This window comes from Rhodovulum iodosum (genome assembly GCF_041020385.1).
GTDB classification, from domain to species: Bacteria; Pseudomonadota; Alphaproteobacteria; order Rhodobacterales; family Rhodobacteraceae; genus Rhodovulum; species Rhodovulum iodosum.
The window spans coordinates 1245644-1264395 of the sequence record NZ_JBEHHI010000001.1 but is presented as its reverse complement, the minus strand read 5'-3'; the positions used below and the strand labels follow the sequence as shown (position 1 = coordinate 1264395).

Annotated in this window: 23 protein-coding genes; 12 read left to right on the top strand and 11 right to left on the bottom strand. The window is 67.1% G+C overall.

Annotated elements, in window-relative coordinates:
* Position 1: 1 nt before the first annotated feature.
* Both Ga0609869_RS06205 and Ga0609869_RS06200 read left to right on the top strand, forming a co-directional pair.
* Positions 2-136 carry an aa3-type cytochrome c oxidase subunit IV gene (locus Ga0609869_RS06205; protein ID WP_125405485.1) on the top strand — a complete coding sequence of 45 codons (135 nt, stop codon included), beginning with the start codon at positions 2-4 and terminating at the stop codon, positions 134-136.
* Positions 137-181: 45 nt separating this feature from the next.
* The gene (locus Ga0609869_RS06200) at positions 182-820 is read left to right on the top strand and encodes a hypothetical protein (RefSeq protein WP_125405488.1); all 639 of its coding nucleotides are present in this window, start codon (positions 182-184) and stop codon (positions 818-820) included.
* Here the strand turns inward: Ga0609869_RS06200 and Ga0609869_RS06195 are convergent.
* From Ga0609869_RS06195 to greA, 4 genes are all read right to left on the bottom strand, one after another.
* On the bottom strand, positions 809-1138 hold the full coding sequence (locus tag Ga0609869_RS06195; RefSeq protein WP_125405491.1) for an AzlD domain-containing protein: 330 nt from the start codon (positions 1136-1138) through the stop codon (positions 809-811). The genes Ga0609869_RS06200 and Ga0609869_RS06195 overlap by 12 nt on opposite strands.
* Entirely contained in the window at positions 1135-1845 is a 711-nt protein-coding gene (locus Ga0609869_RS06190) for an AzlC family ABC transporter permease (protein ID WP_125405493.1), read from the bottom strand. Before Ga0609869_RS06190 ends, Ga0609869_RS06195 begins: the two co-directional genes overlap by 4 nt.
* A 204-nt stretch (positions 1846-2049) precedes the next feature.
* On the bottom strand, positions 2050-3066 hold the full coding sequence (locus tag Ga0609869_RS06185) for a hypothetical protein (protein WP_125405496.1): 1017 nt from the start codon (positions 3064-3066) through the stop codon (positions 2050-2052).
* 20 nt (positions 3067-3086) lie between these two features.
* Positions 3087-3557 carry a transcription elongation factor GreA gene (gene greA / locus Ga0609869_RS06180; RefSeq protein ID WP_125405499.1) on the bottom strand — a complete coding sequence of 157 codons (471 nt, stop codon included), beginning with the start codon at positions 3555-3557 and terminating at the stop codon, positions 3087-3089.
* A gap of 251 nt (positions 3558-3808) precedes the next feature.
* Between greA and Ga0609869_RS06175 the strand changes: the two genes are divergently transcribed.
* Genes Ga0609869_RS06175 through Ga0609869_RS06165 form a run of 3 tightly spaced genes read left to right on the top strand, consistent with a single transcriptional unit; the run spans position 3809 to position 8107 of the window.
* Positions 3809-5461 (top strand): electron transfer flavoprotein-ubiquinone oxidoreductase, encoded by a 1653-nt coding sequence (locus tag Ga0609869_RS06175; protein WP_125405502.1) that lies wholly within the window; start codon positions 3809-3811, stop codon positions 5459-5461.
* A gap of 59 nt (positions 5462-5520) precedes the next feature.
* Positions 5521-7278 (top strand): tetratricopeptide repeat protein, encoded by a 1758-nt coding sequence (locus Ga0609869_RS06170; protein ID WP_125405504.1) that lies wholly within the window; start codon positions 5521-5523, stop codon positions 7276-7278.
* A complete protein-coding gene (locus Ga0609869_RS06165; protein ID WP_125405507.1) occupies positions 7268-8107 on the top strand; it encodes a 4-(cytidine 5'-diphospho)-2-C-methyl-D-erythritol kinase in 840 nt (279 codons plus the stop codon). Before Ga0609869_RS06170 ends, Ga0609869_RS06165 begins: the two co-directional genes overlap by 11 nt.
* Positions 8108-8143: 36 nt before the next feature.
* On the opposite strand, the gene Ga0609869_RS06160 is transcribed toward Ga0609869_RS06165, so the two are convergent.
* Positions 8144-9145 (bottom strand): polyprenyl synthetase family protein, encoded by a 1002-nt coding sequence (locus Ga0609869_RS06160; protein ID WP_125405510.1) that lies wholly within the window; start codon positions 9143-9145, stop codon positions 8144-8146.
* A gap of 55 nt (positions 9146-9200) precedes the next feature.
* On the opposite strand from Ga0609869_RS06160, the gene Ga0609869_RS06155 reads away from it, so the two are divergent.
* The 3 genes from Ga0609869_RS06155 to Ga0609869_RS06145 all read left to right on the top strand — a co-directional run bounded on the left by Ga0609869_RS06155 (position 9201) and on the right by Ga0609869_RS06145 (position 10454).
* The gene (locus tag Ga0609869_RS06155; RefSeq protein ID WP_125405513.1) at positions 9201-9431 is read left to right on the top strand and encodes a putative signal transducing protein; all 231 of its coding nucleotides are present in this window, start codon (positions 9201-9203) and stop codon (positions 9429-9431) included.
* Positions 9428-10183 carry a tRNA1(Val) (adenine(37)-N6)-methyltransferase gene (locus Ga0609869_RS06150; RefSeq protein ID WP_125405515.1) on the top strand — a complete coding sequence of 252 codons (756 nt, stop codon included), beginning with the start codon at positions 9428-9430 and terminating at the stop codon, positions 10181-10183. The genes Ga0609869_RS06155 and Ga0609869_RS06150 overlap by 4 nt, the downstream gene beginning before the upstream one ends.
* Before the next feature lie 103 nt (positions 10184-10286).
* Entirely contained in the window at positions 10287-10454 is a 168-nt protein-coding gene (locus Ga0609869_RS06145) for a YdcH family protein (protein WP_125405518.1), read from the top strand.
* Here Ga0609869_RS06145 and yddG read toward each other — a convergent pair.
* From yddG to Ga0609869_RS06115, 6 genes are all read right to left on the bottom strand, one after another.
* Positions 10445-11320, bottom strand: coding sequence for an aromatic amino acid exporter YddG (gene yddG, locus Ga0609869_RS06140; protein ID WP_125405521.1), 876 nt, complete (start codon positions 11318-11320; stop codon positions 10445-10447). The genes Ga0609869_RS06145 and yddG overlap by 10 nt on opposite strands.
* Positions 11321-11532: 212 nt before the next feature.
* Positions 11533-12255, bottom strand: a complete 723-nt coding sequence (phbB, locus tag Ga0609869_RS06135) for an acetoacetyl-CoA reductase (RefSeq protein ID WP_125405524.1) — start codon at positions 12253-12255, stop codon at positions 11533-11535.
* Between the two features lie 89 nt (positions 12256-12344).
* A complete protein-coding gene (locus tag Ga0609869_RS06130; RefSeq protein ID WP_125405527.1) occupies positions 12345-13520 on the bottom strand; it encodes an acetyl-CoA C-acetyltransferase in 1176 nt (391 codons plus the stop codon).
* 96 nt (positions 13521-13616) lie between these two features.
* Positions 13617-14456, bottom strand: a complete 840-nt coding sequence (locus Ga0609869_RS06125) for an EAL domain-containing protein (protein WP_125405530.1) — start codon at positions 14454-14456, stop codon at positions 13617-13619.
* A gap of 87 nt (positions 14457-14543) precedes the next feature.
* Positions 14544-15029, bottom strand: a complete 486-nt coding sequence (locus Ga0609869_RS06120; protein WP_125405533.1) for a CIA30 family protein — start codon at positions 15027-15029, stop codon at positions 14544-14546.
* A gap of 4 nt (positions 15030-15033) precedes the next feature.
* Positions 15034-15594, bottom strand: a complete 561-nt coding sequence (locus Ga0609869_RS06115; RefSeq protein WP_125405535.1) for a TlpA disulfide reductase family protein — start codon at positions 15592-15594, stop codon at positions 15034-15036.
* Positions 15595-15616: 22 nt separating this feature from the next.
* On the opposite strand from Ga0609869_RS06115, the gene argH reads away from it, so the two are divergent.
* From argH to lysA, 4 genes are read left to right on the top strand one after another with little or no spacing between them, the layout of a single operon-like run.
* Positions 15617-17008 carry an argininosuccinate lyase gene (gene argH / locus Ga0609869_RS06110; protein WP_125405538.1) on the top strand — a complete coding sequence of 464 codons (1392 nt, stop codon included), beginning with the start codon at positions 15617-15619 and terminating at the stop codon, positions 17006-17008.
* A complete protein-coding gene (locus tag Ga0609869_RS06105) occupies positions 17005-17148 on the top strand; it encodes a hypothetical protein (protein ID WP_170168818.1) in 144 nt (47 codons plus the stop codon). The genes argH and Ga0609869_RS06105 overlap by 4 nt, the downstream gene beginning before the upstream one ends.
* On the top strand, positions 17148-17465 hold the full coding sequence (locus Ga0609869_RS06100; protein ID WP_125405541.1) for a DUF2834 domain-containing protein: 318 nt from the start codon (positions 17148-17150) through the stop codon (positions 17463-17465). The genes Ga0609869_RS06105 and Ga0609869_RS06100 overlap by 1 nt, the downstream gene beginning before the upstream one ends.
* Positions 17466-18731 carry a diaminopimelate decarboxylase gene (lysA, locus tag Ga0609869_RS06095; protein WP_125405544.1) on the top strand — a complete coding sequence of 422 codons (1266 nt, stop codon included), beginning with the start codon at positions 17466-17468 and terminating at the stop codon, positions 18729-18731. It begins immediately after the preceding gene.
* Positions 18732-18752 lie beyond the last annotated feature (21 nt).

Genomic DNA, 18752 nt, shown 5'->3' with positions numbered 1-18752 from the left:
CATGGCTGAACACCGCAGCGGATCTATGGATACCGACGATCACGAACGGACCTTTGCGGCTTTCGTGCGCTTCGTGGTGCGCGCGGTCGTCCTGATCATCGGAATTCTCATCTTCATGGCCATCGTCAACGGTTAACCCCGGTCGGCGCATCGCGCCTGCACCCCCAAGCAAGAGCCTCCGATGCGTCGAACTCTCCTGTGCCTCGCGCTGCCCGTCCTTCTGGCTGCCTGTGGCGGGGCGGAACCCGTCTGGGCCCCCGACGAGGCCGTTGAGCGGGCCGTCTATTCCCATGACGAACCGCCCTCGATCACCTTGTTCACGATGATCAACAACCGCTCCGGCGCGGGCGGGCATTCGGCGATGATGGTCAATGCCAGCCAGAGGGTGATTTTCGACCCGGCCGGCACCTGGTGGCACGGCAACGCGCCCGAACGTAACGACGTGCATCACGGCATCACGCCCCTGCGCCTGAAATTCTACAAGGACTACCATGCGCGTGAGACCTTTCACGTCGTGATGCAGACCAAGCAGGTTTCGCCCGATGTGGCCGAGCGGGCGTTGATGCTGGTGCAGAATTACGGCGCGGTGCCCAAGGCGATGTGCGGCCGCGCGACCAGCACGGTTCTGGCCGAGTTGCCGGGGTTCGAGACGGTGCCGAGCAGCATGTACCCCAAGCGTATCATGGCCGGCTTTGCAAAGTTGCCGGGTGTGACCACCGAAACGATCTTCGACGACGATTCGGACAACAACACCGCGGTTCTGGCGGCCCAGCAGATGCAAACGGGCGCGCCCCGGGGCGATGCGCCCCTAACCCAATAGCCAGAGCCCCGCGTAAAGCGTCGCCGCGCCCGAGCCGATGGCGAAGATCACGTTCTTCGTCACCCATCCCACGCCCAGCGTGACCAGCGCCGCCGCCATCCGGGCGGGGTCGGGCGCGCCGCCCGTGGCCGGCGGCCAGATCACCTGCGGCGCGATCAGCCCCGGCAGCACCGCCACCGGCGTGTAGCGCAGATAGCGCAGCGCCCAAGCGGGCAGGGGCCGCCGCCCGACCAGCCCGAGAAACGAAAACCGGATCAGAAAGGTGCCGAGCCCCAGCACCAGGATGATCAGCCAGATCTCTGCATGGCCCTGGGTCATGTGCGACGCCTCTCCTGCCATTTCTCGACCTGCGCGCCCGCCGTCATGGCCGCCGCCGCCGCGACCAGCAGCCCGCTGTTGGACGGCAGGCCCGACAGCGCGAGCGCGACGACGACCGACACCGCCGCGGCGGCGACATGGGCCAGCGTCCTCAGCGCCGGGGCGATCAAAGCGAGAAAAGTGATCGGCACGGCGAAGTCGAGCGCGAATTCCGGCGGGATCGACCGGCCCATCAGCGCGCCGGCCAGCGTGATCGCGTACCAGGCCGGGGCGATCAGTGCCATGGTCCCCATAAAATAGGCGACCTTCTCGCCGAGCGTCATGTCGGGATGCGTCTCGAACCGGGCGACGCTGATCGCGTAACTCTGGTCGACGGTCGCATAGGCCATGACCGCCCGTTGCCACAGCGGCGCGCCGCCCAGATGCGGCGTCAGCGCGGCCGAATACATCGCCATGCGCAGGTTGACCGCCAGCGCCGCGAGCAGCACCATCACCGTGGGCGCCTGGTCCAGCATCATCTGCACCGCGGTAAACTGTGCCGCCCCCGCGATGACCAGCACCGAAAAGCCCATCACCTCGGCCACGTTCAGCCCGGCCTCGGTGGCCACCACCCCGAAAAGCAAAGCGAAGGGCGCAACGACCAGAAGGAACGGCGCGCCGTGGCGCATGCCCGACCAAAACGCCGATTTCGCGGTAGAGGATGTCATTGCTCGACCCTGGACTGACGATTGCCCCCGCCTAGTGCGATGCGCGGGCGGATGCAATCGGCAAGAGAACGGCATGGCGGACGAGTGCGTTTGGCAAATGCGGGCGCTGGCCGGCCGCGCTGTTCGACACGGCGCGTGGTCTGCGCGTCGTCGACGAGGGCTGGAGTGCGGGCGCCGATCGCGGCGATGCGATGTGCCGAAGGCTTAGTCGAACATTCCCGTGACCCGGCCGAGCAGCATGAAGGCCCGCGCGGTGCGGGTTTCGGCCAGATGGCTGATGTCCTGGTCCGAGGCAGTCTTTTCGAACTCGGCAAAGCTGCGGTCGAACTGGCGCAGGAAATGGTGCGCGGCATCTCGAAAGATCGGATCCTGCCGCATGCGGCCCGCCGACAGCGCCAGGCACGAGCGGTCGCGCACACCGCCCAGCGCCGCGATGGCCGGCCCCCGCTCGCCCGCGGCGAACTTGCGCCAGATCTCGGGCCGGGCGCGGTCGGGCGCGAGATCGTCCATGTAGATGCCATCTTCGGATAGCAGCGTCAGCACGTCCTGCGCGGCCCGCACCAGCTTGGCGGTACGGTGATCCTGCAGCGCCAGCCGCAGCACGCGAAACCCCTCGGCGTCCTCCGCCGTTTCGGGAAAGTTCAGCGCGCGCACGAAGTCGGCCACCGACATCGCCGGGCCCAGCTCTTCGGCGGGGGTGCCGAGGGCGAGCGAGGGCTGGTCCTCTCGGCCATTGGCGGGATGCGCCGGGCGCAGCGGCGCGGCAGCCGGCGGCCGGGTTGTCGCAAAGGTGGCCATCGCGCTTTCGGCCTGTTTCTGCGCCGCCATCAGCTCGTCCAGCTTTTCCTCGACCGAGGGTTTCATGCCGGCCGACGCGGCGTGCTGTTGTTGCTGCTGGATATAGGCCTGGCGCATCGCGTCGATCGACGCCTGCAGCCTGGCGGATTCCTCGCGCATGATCTTTGCGCTTTTCGCCGCCGATGCGCCGATCCAGATCAACGCCACCGGCATCGCGACGGCCAAGAGCGTCATCACGAAGGTCAGCGGATCGAAGCTGAGCCCGCCGCCGAAGCGGGCAAAGGCGAAGAAGAGCCCCGAGGCGGCAAGCCACATCAGGCTGAGAACCAGCGCGATAATATCGGCCGGGCTGATCCCCTCCGCTGTCTGCTTGCGGCTGAAGATACCCAGCGCGATCGGATCGTCCTGCTTGTTCTCAGCCATGGCGTGCCCTGCCTAACGCCTCAGACATAGCGGATGGTCAGCACCTCGTAGCTGCGCTCTCCGCCCGGTGTCTTGACCTCGACGCTGTCGCCCTCGTCCTTGCCGATCAACGCGCGGGCCAGCGGGGATTTGACGTTCAAAAGGCCATTTTCGATATCTGCCTCGGCTTCCCCGACGATCTGGAACACCTTTTCCTCGTCGGTATCCTCGTCCACCAGGGTGACCGTCGCGCCGAACTTGATCGGCCCCGACAGCCGTGTCGGGTCGATCACGTCGGCCCGCGAAAGAAGGCTTTCGATTTCCTTGATCCGGCCCTCGATGAAGCTCTGCTTTTCGCGTGCGGCGTGGTACTCGGCGTTCTCGGACAGATCGCCGTGCTCGCGCGCCTCGGCGATCGCCTTGATCACCGCGGGCCGCTCTTCGGACTTGAGCTTCTTCAATTCTGTATCGAGCGCGGCATGGCCCGCGCGGGTCATCGGTATCTTTTCCATCGGTCTCTTCGGACAGTTTGCTGGGCGCCGCCCTGACCGGCCGCGCCTTCTTTGGTATCGCGGTTCACCTCACCCGAGGCGCGCGCGATTTGCAAGGGGGCATCGCGTGGCGCGAGCAGGGCCCCGCCGAGTGCTGCACAGCAGCGAAATGATGATGTGTCACGATTGACGCTGAGTGAAACGCTGCGATAACGGTTTGCAGAAATTTGGCAGCCAAGGCGGCCCCGGGGCCGTGCGAGGAAGGACAGCACATGGCCGAGATCGAACGGGAATCGATGGAATACGACGTGGTGATCGTTGGCGCGGGCCCGGCGGGCCTGTCGGCGGCGATCCGTCTGAAGGAACTCGATCCCGATCTTACGGTCGTGGTGCTTGAAAAGGGCTCTGAGGTGGGCGCGCATATCCTGTCGGGCGCGGTGCTGGACCCGGTCGGCCTGAACCAGCTCTTCCCCGACTGGAAAGAGCGCGGCGCGCCGGTCACCGTGCCGGTCAAGCGCGACAATTTCCTGTTTCTCGGGGCGTCGGGCCATCTGCGCTTTCCCACCTGGCTGATGCCGCCGCTGATGAGCAATCACGGCAAGTACATCGTGTCGATGGGCAATGTCTGCCGCTGGCTGGCCGAGCAGGCCGAGGCGCTGGAGGTGGAAATATTCCCCGGCATGGCGTGTTCCGAGGTCGTGTGGGCCGAGGACGGGTCGGTCAAGGGCGTGGTCGCGGGCGAATTCGGCCGGGCCCCCGACGGCACACCGGGCCCCAACTACGAGCCGGGGATGGAACTGCACGGCAAGTACGTCTTTTTCGCCGAGGGCGTGCGCGGGTCGCTGTCCAAACAGGTGATCGAGAAATTCGACCTCTCCGCCGGCCGCGATCCGCAGAAATACGGCCTCGGCATGAAAGAGGTGTGGGAGATCGACCCCAAGAACCACGAGGAGGGCACGGTCACCCACACGATGGGCTGGCCGCTGGGCAACAATGCCGGCGGCGGCTCGTTCATCTACCACGCCGAGAACAACCAGATCTTCATCGGCTTCGTGGTGCACCTGAACTACGAAAACCCGCATCTCTACCCCTACATGGAATTCCAGCGTTTCAAGCACCACCCGGAGGTCTCCAAGCTGCTGGAGGGCGGCAAGCGCGTCGCCTACGGCGCGCGGGCGATCTCGGAGGGCGGGTATCAGTCGATCCCCAAGGCGGCCTTTCCGGGCGGAGTATTGCTGGGCTGTTCGGCGGGTCTGGTGAACGTGCCGCGCATCAAGGGCAACCACAATGCGATGATGTCGGGCATCGAGGCCGCCAAGGCGGCGGTCGCCGCGATCAAGGAGGGCCGCTCGGGCGACGAGCTGGAGGCCTATGACGAGGCGCTGCATGCCGGCAAGATCGCCGAGGACCTCAAGCGCGTGAAGAACGTCAAACCGCTCTGGTCGAAATACGGCGCGGCGCTGGCCACCGCACTGGGCGGGTTCGACATGTGGATGGCCGATCTCTTCGGCTGGCATCCGCTTGGCACGCTGCACCATTCCAAGACCGATGCCGCGGGCACCGGCAAGGCTGCGGATTTCCCCAAGATCGACTATCCCAAACCCGACGGGGTGCTCAGCTTCGACCGGCTGACCAATGTCAGTTTCTCGATGACCAACCACGAGGAAAGCCAGCCCTGTCACCTGCAACTGGCCGACCCCGACATCCCCGTATCGGTCAACCTCCCCGACTATGCCGAGCCGGCGCAGCGTTACTGCCCGGCGGGCGTCTACGAGGTGGTCGAGGAAGACGGCAAGGCCCCGCGCTTCGTCATCAACTTCCAGAACTGCGTGCATTGCAAGACCTGCGATATCAAGGATCCCAGCCAGAACATCAACTGGGTGACGCCGCAGGGGGGCGACGGGCCGAACTACCCCAACATGTAACATCCGCGCGACGGCAAGGCGGTTTGCGGCCCGCGGGGCCGGGCGCGCATTGCCATGCCATGTTCGGGGCTCTACCTTCCCCGCAGATCATCCGGAGTTGCCTCTTGCCCGCCTTCCGACGACCGCGCCCCCTTGCCGCCCTTGCCCTGACCGCCGCCCTCGCGGCGGCGCTGCCGGTGAAGGCACAAGAGGCGGGGCTGGCCGGCGCCTATCTCGCCGCGCGCCAGGCCAGCATGACGAGCGATTACCGCGAGGCGGCCACCTACTACGCCCGCGCCCTTGCGGCCGATCCCGCCAACCCGCGGCTGATGGAGAACGCGCTGACCGCCTTTGTCGGGCTCGGCGATGTCGCGTCGGCCATCCCGGTGGCGCGGCGGCTGCAATCGGCGGGGCAGGACAACCAGATCGCGCATATGGTGCTGTTGGCCGACCAGGTCGAGCGCGGCGCCTTCGCCCAGGCGATCGACGATATCGAGGCCGGGCGCAGTGCCGGCCCGCTGCTCGACGGTCTGATGCTGGCCTGGGGCCATCTCGGCCTGGGGCGCATGTCCGAGGCGCTCGAGGCGTTCGACGCGGCGGCCGAGACAGACTGGCTGAAATCTTTCGGCCTCTACCACAAGGCGCTGGCACTTGCGATGGTCGGCGATTTCGAGGGCGCCGACGCGATTTTTTCGGGCGAGGCCGGCGGGCAGGTGCAGGCCACGCGGCGCGGCGTGATCGCCCATGCCGCCATCCTCAGCCAGCTTGAACGCAACGAGGACGCCATCGCCGCCATCGACGCGGTGTTCGGCCCCGATGCCGACCCCGGCATCGTCGATCTGCGCCGCCGGCTGGCCGAGGGCGAGACCCTGCGCTTCGACATGATCGAAACCCCGCGCGAGGGCGCGGCCGAGGTGTTCTATACGCTTGCCAGCGCGCTCAGCGGCGACGCGGTGGACAGCTACACGCTGATCTATTCGCGCCTGGCCGAGTACCTTGCGCCGGACAACACGGATGCGATGCTGATGTCGGCGGCGTTGCTGGAATCGCAGCGCCAGTACGTGCTGGCCTCCGAAACCTACAGCCGTGTGCCCGAGGACGACCCGGCCTATTACGCCGCTGTCCTGGGCCAGGCCGAGGCGCTGCGAGAATCCGGCGATGCCGACGCCGCCATCGAGGTCTTGCGCGCGCTTGCCGAGACTCACCCCGACATTGCTGTCGTACACGTGACCCTCGGCGACACCCTGCGCCGGCTCGAGCGGTTCGAAGAAGCGCGCCAGGCCTATGACAATGCCATCGCCCTGTTGGGCGAGCCCGAGCGGCGGCAATGGATCGTCTACTACGCCCGCGGCATCGTGAACGAACGGATCGACCGCTGGGAGGCAGCCGAGGCCGATTTCCGCAAGGCGCTCGAGCTTGAGCCCGACCAGCCGCAGGTGCTGAACTATCTCGGCTATTCCTATGTCGAGATGCAGACCAACCTCGACGAGGCGCTAGACATGATCGAACGCGCCGTCGAGGCCCGGCCCAACGACGGTTACATCACCGACAGTCTCGGCTGGGTCCTCTACCGGCTCGGCCGTTACCGCGAGGCCGTGCCCCAGATGGAACGCGCCGCCGAGCTGGAACCGGTGGACCCGATCGTCAACGACCATCTGGGCGATGTCTACTGGGCCGTCGGGCGCCAACTCGAGGCGCGGTTCCAGTGGCGGCGGGCGCTGTCGTTCGACCCCGAAAAGGACGAGGCCGAGCGCATCCGCCGCAAGTTGGAGGTCGGGCTCGACGCCGTTCTGGAAGAAGAGGGGGCCCCGCCCCTGGAGCCGCTCAATGACGGTTGAGGCGTTTGCCCCGGCCAAGGTCAACCTCACCCTGCATGTGACCGGCCAGCGGCCCGACGGGTATCACACGCTCGACAGCCTGGTGATCTTCGTCGATGCCGGCGACCGGTTGTCGTTCGATGCGGCCGAGACGTTGTCGCTGACCGTTACCGGCCCCCGCGCCGACGGCGTGCCTGGGGACGCGCGCAACCTGGTGTGGAAGGCGGCCGATCTGCTGGGCCCCGGGCGCGGCGCGGCGATTGTCCTGGAAAAACACCTGCCCGCGGCGGCGGGCATCGGCGGCGGTTCGTCCGACGCGGCCGCCGCGCTGCGCGGGCTGGCGCGGCTCTGGGAGGTCGATCTGCCCGAGGCCGCGGAGCTGCTGGCGCTGGGCGCCGACGTGCCGGCCTGCCTGAAGCCCCGCCCGCTGCGGATGCAGGGGGTCGGAGAAACCATCCTGCCCGGACCGGAGATGCCGGCGATGGCGCTGGTTCTGATCAACCCAGGGGTAGAAGTTTCCACGCCCGCCGTGTTCAAGGCGCTCGACCGCAAGGACAACCCGGCGATGCCCACCCCGCCGGGCTGGGCCAGTGCCGCGGTCATGGCCCACTGGCTGGGCCGACAGCGCAACGACCTGGAGCCGCCCGCGCTGGCCCAGGCACCGGTGATCGGCGCGGTCCTGGCCGCGCTGGACGACACGCCGGGCTGCCTGTTGGCGCGGATGTCGGGCTCGGGGGCTACCTGTTTCGGGATCTACGAAACGAACGAAGACGCCACGGCGGCCACCGATGCCCTGCGGCGCGCCCGCCCCGACTGGTGGGTGCAGGCGGCAGTGCCGGTCAGCATGTAATGCTTTGGCGGCACCGGCGCGCACGAACGCTCTGCCTCAGTTGATCCGTGCCACCACGTAATCGGCCAGATCGCGCAGCATGTCGCGGATCTCGTGCTCGGGCAGGTGGGTCAGTGCCTCTTTCGCCGTCTCCGCCCAGCCCAGCGCATCGGCGCGCGTGTCGCTCAGCGCCGCGTGCTTGTCCATCAGCGCAAGTGCCTGTTCCAGGTCGCCCTCGCGCTGATCGCCCTTCTCGATGGTCCGGGCCCAGAACGCGCGTTCTTCCGCGTCGGCCTTGGCCACCGCCTTGATCAGCGGCAGCGTCAGCTTGCGCTCGCGGAAGTCGTCGCCCACGTTCTTGCCGGTCGACGCGCTGTCGCCCTCGAAATCCAGAAGGTCGTCGACGATCTGAAAACTGATGCCCAGCGCGTCGCCATAGGTGTAAAGCGCGCGCACCGCGTCTTCGCCCATGCCCGCGATCACGCCGCCCACCTCGGTCGCCGCCGAGAACAGGGCCGCGGTCTTGCCGCGCACGACCTTGAGGTAAATCGCTTCGTCGGTACGCAGGTCGCGCGCCGCGGTCAGTTGCAGCACCTCGCCCTCGGCGATCGTCGCCGCGGCGTTCGACAGGATGTCCAGCACCCTCAGGCTGCCGGTCTCGACCATCAACTGGAACGACCGCGCGAACAGGTAATCGCCCACAAGCACGCTGGATTTGTTGTCCCAGAGCAGGTTCGCCGTGGGCCGCCCGCGGCGTTGGCCGCTTTCGTCAACCACATCATCATGCAAGAGCGTGGCGGTATGGATGAACTCCACCGTCGCGGCCAGGTGCACGTGATAGGGCCCCTCGTAGCCGCACATGCGCGCGGCGGCCAGGGTCAGCATGGGCCTGAGCCGCTTGCCCCCCGCCTCGATCAGGTGGGCCGAGACCTCGGGAATGCGCGGGGCGTGTTCCGAGGCCATCCGCTCGCGGATCAGCGCGTTGACTGCCGCCATCTCGTCGGCCAGAAGGGCGCCCAACCGTTCGTGGGGTTTGCTCGCAGGGTGGTCCAGGCCCATCACGTCCTCGTCGCGTTGCTCGACAAAGGGCGTGCGCTGCCCTTATGTCGCTGTCATGAAAGAACTGATCCGCACCAACGACCCGACGCTCATCGCCTATGTCTCGGCGCTTCTACAGGGCGAGGGGATAGACTGCTTTCAGATGGATGTCCACATGAGCGTCCTGGAGGGTTCGATAGGCGTATTGCCGCGCAGGATGATGGTGCGCGAGGCCGACCACTTCCGCGCCCGCGCCATCCTTCGCGACAACGGCATCTCCCTGCCGGAGGATGACGGGGCGCGATGACCGCGCTGACCGAGGACGCGTTTCTCGGCGGCCGGCTGTGCGTGGCCCAGCCCGCCCGCGGCTACCGCGCCGGGGCCGACCCGGTGCTGCTGGCCGCCGCCGTGCCCGCCCGCCCCGGCGAGACGGTGCTGGAGCTGGGCTGCGGCACCGGCGTGGCCAGCCTGTGCCTGGGCGCGCGGGTGCCGGGGCTGCACCTGACGGGGGTCGAGCGTCAGCCCGCCTATGCGGCGCTGGCCCGGCAGAATGCCGCACGCAACGCCATCGCGCTCTCGGTGGTCGAGGCCGACCTCGCGGCGCTGCCCGCCGATCTGCGGGCCCAAAGCTTCGACCACGTCCTGGCCAACCCGCCCTATTACCTGCGCACGGGCGGCACCCCGGCCGCCGACGCGGGCCGCGAGGCGGCGCTGGGCGAGGAGACGCCGCTGGCACTCTGGCTCGACAGCGCGACCCGGCGCCTGGCCCCCGGCGGCTGGCTGACGCTGATCCAGCGCGCCGAACGCCTTCCTGCGCTGGTTTCTGCGCTCGACAGCCGTTTGGGCAACGCTGCGATCCTGCCGCTGGCGCCCCGCGCCGGGCGCCCGGCCAAGCTGATCCTCCTGCGCGCACGCAAGGGCGGACGCGGCGCTTTTCGCCTGCTGCCACCCCTCGTGCTGCACGCCGGCGACCGGCACCGCAGCGACAAAGACGACTATGCCCCGGAGGTCGCCGCGGTGCTGCGTCAGGGGGCCGCACTGGTCTGGCCAGAGGGCTGACGGGGGCCTAGTCACGATTTCCGCGCGTTCAAGGGCGTGACACGACTCGGGTTTCGTGCTGCACTGTGAATACCAAATGTCAGTCACAGAGGGAGCGACGGCCATGAATCTGGGATCGCATCTGCAGGAGCTTCGCAGAAAACACCAAAACCTCTCGGAACAGGTGGAACAGGCACAGCGCAGCCCCGGCATCGACGATTTGCAGGTGGCCGAACTCAAGAAACGCAAACTGCGGCTGAAGGAAGAGATCGAGCGGCTGTCTCAGGTCTGAACGGCCCGGCGCGCGCTGGCCCTGGCGGCCAGCGCCGCGCCCCCCGTGATCAGCATTGCGGCGGTCAACAGCGTCGGTGTCGGCGCAGCAATGCCCGTGGCGACCAGGACCACCGTCGACAGCAGCGGCGCGGCATAGCTCGCCACGCCCAATAGCTGTATATCGCCGCGCTTGACGCCGACATCCCAGACGTAAAAGGCCAGTCCGACCGGCCCCAGCCCGAGCCCCAGCACCGACAACCAGCCAAGCAGCCCGACAGGCCAGGCGGTTTCTTCCAGCGCCAGGTGGAGCGGCAGCGACAGCAGCGAAGTGGCCAGGCAAAAGACTGCCACGCTGGCCGTCGGCACTGTGCCCAGCCGCCGCGACAGCACCGAATAGCTCGACCACGTGAGCGCGCACAAAAGCGCGATCCCATAGCCCGGCAGTGCCGTTCCGTCGAAGCCGGTGGCGCCGCGCGCCACGATCAGCGCAGCGCCGGCAAAGCCCGCCAATGCCCCCAGTACATGCCCAGACCTCAGCCTCTCGCCGGGCAAAAGCCCGGAAAAGAGCACGATCAACAGCGGCCAGAGATAGGCGATCAGCCCCGCCTCGGCCGCCGGCGCCAGCCTCAGCGCCGAGAAATAGAGCGCATGATAGCCAAACAGCCCCGCCGTGCCGAAAGCGTAGACCTTCAACGGCACCGCCTTCAAAAGCGCCGCCTCGCCCGTGGTGACGACCCAGACCAGGCCGATCGCGCCGCCGATGCCAAAGCTCATCGCGTTAAGCTGCAGCGGCGGTACCGGCGCCGAACCGACGGTGAACAGCGCCAACAGCGCCCAGAGCAGGACGGCGAGAAAACCGATGGCGGTGGCGCGGGGGCGGGTCATGGGCGCTTTCTAGCCCTGCCGCCCGGCCCCTGCCAGAGCCGATCGCCCGCGGCCGGCGTCGCGCCCATGGGTATTTGGACCAAGAAGAATGGAACGCGGCGCGCCTGTCTTCTTCTTGGCCGAAATACCCATGCGCGCAGCGCGCCCGCGGCACGCGGGCACGAAAAAGGGCGGCCGCGCGGGCCGCCCAGTTCAGCCGCGATGGTGCGCGCTCAGACGAAGAACTGCCCGCCATTGGCCGAGATCGTCGAGCCGTTGATGAACTCGGCATCGTCGGCGGCGAGAAAGACCACGCAGCGCGCGATTTCCTCGGGTTCGCCCAGCCGGCCGGTTGGGATCTGGCCGATGATCGCCTCGCGCACTTTTTCAGGCACTGCCATCACCATCTCGGTGGCGATGTAGCCCGGGCAGATCGCGTTGGCGGTGATGCCGAAGCGCGCGCCCTCTTGCGCCAGCGATTTGACGATGCCCAGATCGCCGGCCTTGGTGGCGGCGTAGTTCACCTGGGCGAACTGGCCCTTTTGACCATTGATCGAAGAGATCACGATGACACGGCCGAACTTGCGCTCGCGCATCCCCGGCCAGATCGGGTGGACGGTGTTGAACACGCCGGTGAGGTTGGTGTCGATCACCTCTTGCCACTGTTCGGGCGTCATCTTGTGGAACGGCGCGTCGCGGGTAATGCCGGCATTGGCGACGACCACGTCGATGGGGCCGAGATCGGCCTCGACCTGGGCGATGCCGGCCTTCGACGCCTCGTAGTCGGCAGCGTTCCATTTGTAGGTCTTGATGCCGGTTTCGGCGGTGAAGGCGGCGGCCTTTTCGTCGTTACCGGCATAGGTGGCGGCGACGTCGTAGCCGGCCTCTTTCAGCGCTTTCGAGATGGCCGCGCCGATGCCGCGGCTACCGCCGGTGACGAGTGCAACTCTTGCCATGGTTCCTCCGGGTGGTCGTGGTTTGCGTCAGCAATGCTGTTACGCAAGAAATGCCGGGCGCGCAACAATATTGCGCGCCCGTAGCGTGATTACGGGCGCTCCAGGCACATGGCGACGCCCATGCCGCCGCCGATGCAGAGCGTGGCGAGGCCCTTTTGGGCGCCGCGCCGCTTCATCTCGAACAACAGCGTGTTGAGGATGCGCGCGCCCGAGGCGCCGATCGGGTGGCCGATGGCGATGGCGCCGCCGTTGACGTTGACCACGGCCGGGTCCCAGCCCATGTCCTTGTTGACCGCGCAGGCCTGGGCCGCGAAGGCCTCGTTGGCCTCGACGAGGTCGAGATCCTCGGCCTTCCAGCCGGCCTTTTCCAGAGCCTTGCGCGAGGCGGGGATGGGACCCGTGCCCATGATCGAGGGGTCGAGGCCGGCGGTCGCGTAAGAGACGATGCGCGCCAGCGGTTCAAGCCCGCGCTTTTCGGCCTCTTCGGCGCTCATCACCAGAACGCCGGCGGCGCCGTCGTTGATGCCCGACGCGTTGCCCGCGGTGACCGATCCGTCCTTGGCAAACGCCGGGCGCAGTTTCTGCATGCTTTCGATCGTGGCGCCGTGGCGGATGTATTCGTCATCCTCGACGACGGTCTCGCCCTTGCGGTGGGTCACGGTCACCGGCACGATCTCGTCCTTGAACTTGCCGGCCTTCTGGGCGGCCTCGGCCTTGTTCTGGCTGGCCAGCGCGAATTCGTCCTGTTGGTCGCGGCCAATCTGCCACTGCTCGGCCACGTTTTCGGCGGTCTGGCCCATGTGGTAGCCGTTGAACGCGTCCCAAAGACCGTCCTTGATCATCGAGTCGATGAACTTGACGTCGCCCATCTTGTGGCCCGCGCGCAGGTGCGCGACATGGGTGCTGAGCGACATGTTCTCTTGACCGCCCGCGGCGACGATGGAGGCATCGCCGAGCTGGATGTGCTGGGCGGCCAGGGCCACCGCGCGCAGCCCCGAGCCGCAGACCTGGTTGATGCCCCAGGCGGCCGATTCGGTGGGCAGACCGGCGTTGATATGGGCCTGGCGCGCCGGGTTCTGGCCCTGGCCTCCGGTCAGAACCTGGCCGAGGATGGTTTCCGACACGTCCGATTTGTCGATGCCCGCGCGCGCGACCAGCTCTTCCAGCACGACCTTGCCGAGGTCGTGGGCGGGAACGGTTGCGAATGAGCCATTGAAACTGCCGACCGGCGTGCGCGCGGCCGAAACGATAACGACATTGGTCATGGGTCTGTCCTTTTGCCCGGGTTGTCGGCGCGGACTATAGTTGATGCATATGCGGAAATGCACCCCTGTCCGCGGGCCGAATTGCGGCCGCCCGGGTCAGGCGCTGCGGCGCTCGGTGCGTGTCTGCCAGGGCGGTACCAGCGTGGGCGCGGCAAAGGCATAGCCCTGCATGCAGTCGACCCCAAGCTCGGTCAGGAACACCGCGTCGGCGGCGGTTTCAACGTTCTCGGCCACGGTCAGCATATCGAAATGGCGCGCGATCGAGATCAGTGCCGCGGTCAGCACCTGGTTGTCGGCATTGGCGTGGATGCCGCGGATGAACTGGCCGTCGATCTTGAGGATGTCGAAATAGAACTCGCGCAGGTAGCGGAAGGCGGTGTAGCCCGCGCCGAAATCGTCGAGCGCGAAGGAGATGCCGCGCTTTTGCAGGTCGCGCATGAAGACGGTCACGAGGTCGGGCACGGTCATCGCCGAGCTTTCGGTGATTTCCAGGATCAGCCGTTCGGCGATGGTCGGGTCGACGGCAAGCCCGCGTTCCAGCGTCTGCATCCAGCGCGGATAACCGACCGAGCGGGCCGACATGTTGACCGAGAGCCGCAGGTCATCGGCCCGGGCCAACGCGACGAGGCCCATCTCGAGCGCGAAGCAGTCGATCAGGCGCCCCGTTTCGGTGGTTTCCACCGCGTCCATGAAATCGCGCGCGGGAATGGTGCGCCCGCCCTCGTCGAAGATCCGAATCAGGCCTTCGTAGAAGGCCGGGCGGGAGGTGTTGCCGGTGGTGACGACGGGCTGAAAGGCCAGCGCCGTGTCGCCGCGCGCGATCGCGCGCCGCACCAGGGTGAGCGTGTCGTCCTCGCGGCCTGCAACAGCAGCCGACAGCGGGCTGTCCTCGCGCGGGTCGCACGCGGATAGCGCGCTGTCCTTGCCGGGTTCCATATGAGCCTCCGTTCCAACCGTGACCCAGATGGACGAAGAAACCCTAAGAAAGCCTCAAATGGCGGATTTTACGTAAAGTTTCATGCCCTAATAGGCAAACAGGGTGGCCAGCGAGACGTCGGCCTCGTGGTCGCGTCCGTAGGCGGCGATGCCGATGCTCAGCACGTCCTGCGGTCGCAGGGCGGCCGGCAGGCCGGCGCCCGAGGGCACGAAATCCGCAAAGGGCAGGCGGGTCTCGGCCCAGTCCGGCCCGCTGTCGAAACCGGCCTGATAGTAAAGCCACGGCCGCCCCGCGCCCTCGACACGCAGATGCACGAAATAGCGCGCGCCGTTGCCGCGCACCTGCACGACCAGCCCGCCTGCACCTGGCGGCAGCGGCGCGTCGAGCGCGCGGCGCATCTGGATGAAGCCACCGTTATTGGCGGTGCTGACATGGCCCGTCAGCCGTAGAAAGCCCGTATCGCCCTCGCGGCCAAAGCGCATCTTCCCGCTGGAAACCCCGCCCATTACCCGGTCGCCGAGATAGCCCCATTCGGCGGCCGTCGCCTCGGTGATCGGGTCGATAAGCTGCACCGGCTCAGCCGCCGCCCATCAGCGCGGCGACGATCGCCTTGGCGCTGTCGCTGTCCCACTCCGCGTCGCCGGTCATCCGGGCGATTTCCTGCCCCTCGGGGTTGAGGATGACAGTCACCGGCAGGCCCATGACGCCCATGTTGCGCGCCAGCGCCGAGCTTGGATCCTGTAGTTTGGGCAAGCGGGTCACGCCGGTCTCTTCGAACAGCTTGTCGATGCCGCGGGGCGAGTTGCGCCCGGTGGCCACGGTAACCACGGCGAAGCCGGGCCCGCCCATCTCACCCTGCAGCCGGTCGAGTGCGGGCATTTCCACGCGGCAGGGCGCGCACCAGGTCGCCCAGAAGTTCAGCACCACCCATTTGCCCTGGTAATCGCTCAGCCTGACCTCGCCGCCGTCGCGGGCCGTGACGGCGATGTCCGGCACCGCGCGCGGATCGTCGTGGAACATCAGCTTTTTCAGGCTGCCCTCGCGCAGTGCCTCGACCGAGGCCATATCGGCAGCCAGCGCGCCGTTTGCACCGGCCGCAATGGCCGTGTAGAGGACGATCAACCGTAGAATGCGCATATATCCCTCCAGGGGCAATCCGATGACCAAGGACCAATCCAACGCCATGTGGGGCGGGCGCTTCGCCGCCGGGCCGGACGCGATCATGGAGGCGATCAACGCCTCGATCGGGTTCGACCGCCGCCTTGCGAGGCAAGACATCGAAGGCTCCCGCGCCCATGCCGCCATGCTGGCCGAGACAGGCATTCTCAGCAGTAAGGACGCCGAGGCCATACGGGAAGGGCTTCTCACGGTCTTGTCAGAGATCGAAGGCGGCACTTTCGCATTTTCCACGGCGCTGGAAGACATCCACATGAACGTCGAGGCGCGGCTGAAAGAGATCATCGGCGAGCCCGCCGGCCGGCTGCACACGGGCCGCTCGCGCAACGACCAGGTGGCGACCGATTTCAAGCTGTGGGTGCGCGACCAGATCGACGCCGCCGTGGCCGGGCTGGAGGCATTGATCCGCGCGCTGCTGGCGCAGGCCGAGGCGGGCGCCGAGTGGGTGATGCCCGGTTTCACCCACCTGCAAACCGCCCAGCCGGTGACCTGGGGCCACCATATGATGGCCTATGTCGAGATGTTCGGCCGCGACATGTCCCGCTTTGCCGACGCCCGGGCGCGGATGAACGAATGCCCCCTGGGCGCGGCGGCGCTGGCGGGCACGTCCTTTCCCATCGACCGGCACGCCACGGCGCAGGCGCTGGGCTTCGACCGGCCGGCGGCCAATTCGCTGGACGCGGTCAGCGACCGCGATTTCGCGCTGGAATTCCTCTCCGCCGCCTCGATCTGCGCCATGCACCTATCGCGCTTTGCCGAAGAGCTGGTGATCTGGTCGTCCGCGCAGTTCCGCTTTGTCACGCTGTCCGACCGCTTCTCGACCGGCTCGTCGATCATGCCGCAGAAAAAGAACCCCGACGCGGCAGAGCTGATCCGCGCCAAGATCGGGCGCATCTTCGGCGCCAACGTCGCGCTGATGACGGTGATGAAGGGGCTTCCTCTCGCCTATTCCAAGGACATGCAGGAAGACAAGGAACAGGTCTTCGACGCCGCCGACAACCTGATGCTGGCGCTGGCCGCGATGGAGGGCATGGTGCGTGACATGACCGCCAACCGCGCGGCGCTGGAGGCCGCCGCCGCCAGCGGATTTTCCACCGCGACCGATCTGGCGGACTGGCTGGTGCGCGCTCTCGGCCTACCCTTCCGCGAGGCCCATCACGTGACCGGCGCGCTGGTGGCGCTGGCCGAGCAGAAAGGGTGCGACCTGCCCGGGCTTTCGCTCAGCGAGATGCAGCAGGTGCATTCGGATATTCGGGAGGATGTCTTCAGCGTGCTCGGCGTGCATAATTCGGTGGCGAGCCGCGTCAGCTATGGTGGCACCGCGCCCACGCAGGTGCGCGCGCAGATCGGGCGATGGAAGGACAGACTGGGATGAGACACCTGGCACTATCGGCCCTTCTGCTGCTGGCGGCCTGCGGCGCCGACGGGCCGCCCGAACGCCCCGCCACAGAACCTGGGGTACACGTTTCGGGCACCGTCGAATTCGGCGTGACCGGCGGAAACAGGAGAGAGTGATGTCTTTGCTGCGCAAGATCTACCTTGGCCTCGCCATCTGGGGCGCGATCCACCCGATGTATTACTTCATCTCCTGGCTGATGAAGAACGACTGGGATTGGGGCGGCATGATCGACGCCTGGTACGTCAACGAAAGCTCCACCGGCCTGACATGGGATCTGACGATCGCGGCAATCACGCTGACGATCTGGATCGTCGCCGAAACCTGGGCGCGCAAGAACTGGCTGGCGCTGGTCGCCATTCCGGCGACCTTCGGCATCGGCCTTTCGTGCGGTTTGCCGCTTTACCTGTTCCTGCGTTCGCGGCCCGTGACCTGAATGGATCATTTCCTGTATCGCGGCGGCCGGCTTTATGCCGAGGACGTGCCGCTGGCCGAGATCGCGGCCGAGGTGGGCACGCCGTTCTACTGCTATTCGGTGGCGACGCTGACCCGCCATTTCCGCCTGTTCGACGAGGCGCTGGCAGGCACCGACCACCTTGTCTGCTACGCGATGAAGGCCAATTCCAACCTCGCCGTGCTCAAGCTGATGGGCGATCTGGGCGCAGGCGTCGACGTCGTCTCGGGCGGCGAGTACCGCAAGGCCCGCGCGGCGGGCATCCCCGGCGAGCGGATCGTGTTTTCCGGCGTCGGCAAGACGCGTGAAGAGATGCACCTGGCGCTGACCGGCGGCATCCGCCAGTTCAACGTCGAATCAGAGCCCGAAATGGCGGCCCTGAACGAGGTGGCGCTGTCTCTGGGCGCCGTCGCGCCAATCACGGTGCGGGTAAACCCCGATGTCGACGCGCAAACGCACGAAAAGATCGCCACCGGCAAGTCCGAGAACAAGTTCGGCATCCCCATCGCCAGGGCGCGCGAGGTTTACGCCCATGCCGCCACCCTGCCGGGGCTCAAGGTGGTCGGCATCGATGTGCATATCGGCAGCCAGCTCACTTCGTTAGAGCCGTTCGAGCTGGCCTACCAGAAGGTGGCAGAACTGACCCGCACCCTGCGCGCCGACGGTCACGACATCGTCCGCCTCGACCTCGGGGGCGGCCTGGGAATTCCCTATCACCGCTCGAACCTCGCCCCGCCCCTGCCGGTGGAATACGGCGAAATGGTCAAGCGCACCCTGGGCGATCTGGGCTGCGAGATCGAGATCGAGCCGGGGCGGCTGATCGCCGGCAACGCCGGCGTATTGGTGGCGCGCGTGATCTATATGAAAGAGGGCGAGGGGCGCGATTTCCTGATCCTCGACGCGGCGATGAACGATCTGGTCCGTCCGGCCATGTACGGCGCCCATCACGATATCGACCCCCTGGCAGAGCCCGCGCCGGGGGTTGAGCGCGCGCCCGTCGACATCGTCGGGCCGGTCTGCGAATCGGGCGATACCTTTGCCAAGCAACGCATGATGCCCCCGCTTGCGCCCGGCGATCTGGTCGCGTTCCGCTCGGCAGGCGCCTATGGCGCGGTCATGGCCTCGGAATACAACACACGGGCCCTTGTGCCCGAGGTGCTGGTCAGCGGGGATCACTTCGCTGTCATCCGCGCCCGGCCATCCTTTGACGAGATCATAAACCGAGATACCATTCCAGTGTGGCTCTAGCGGCAGTCCCGCCGCCACGCC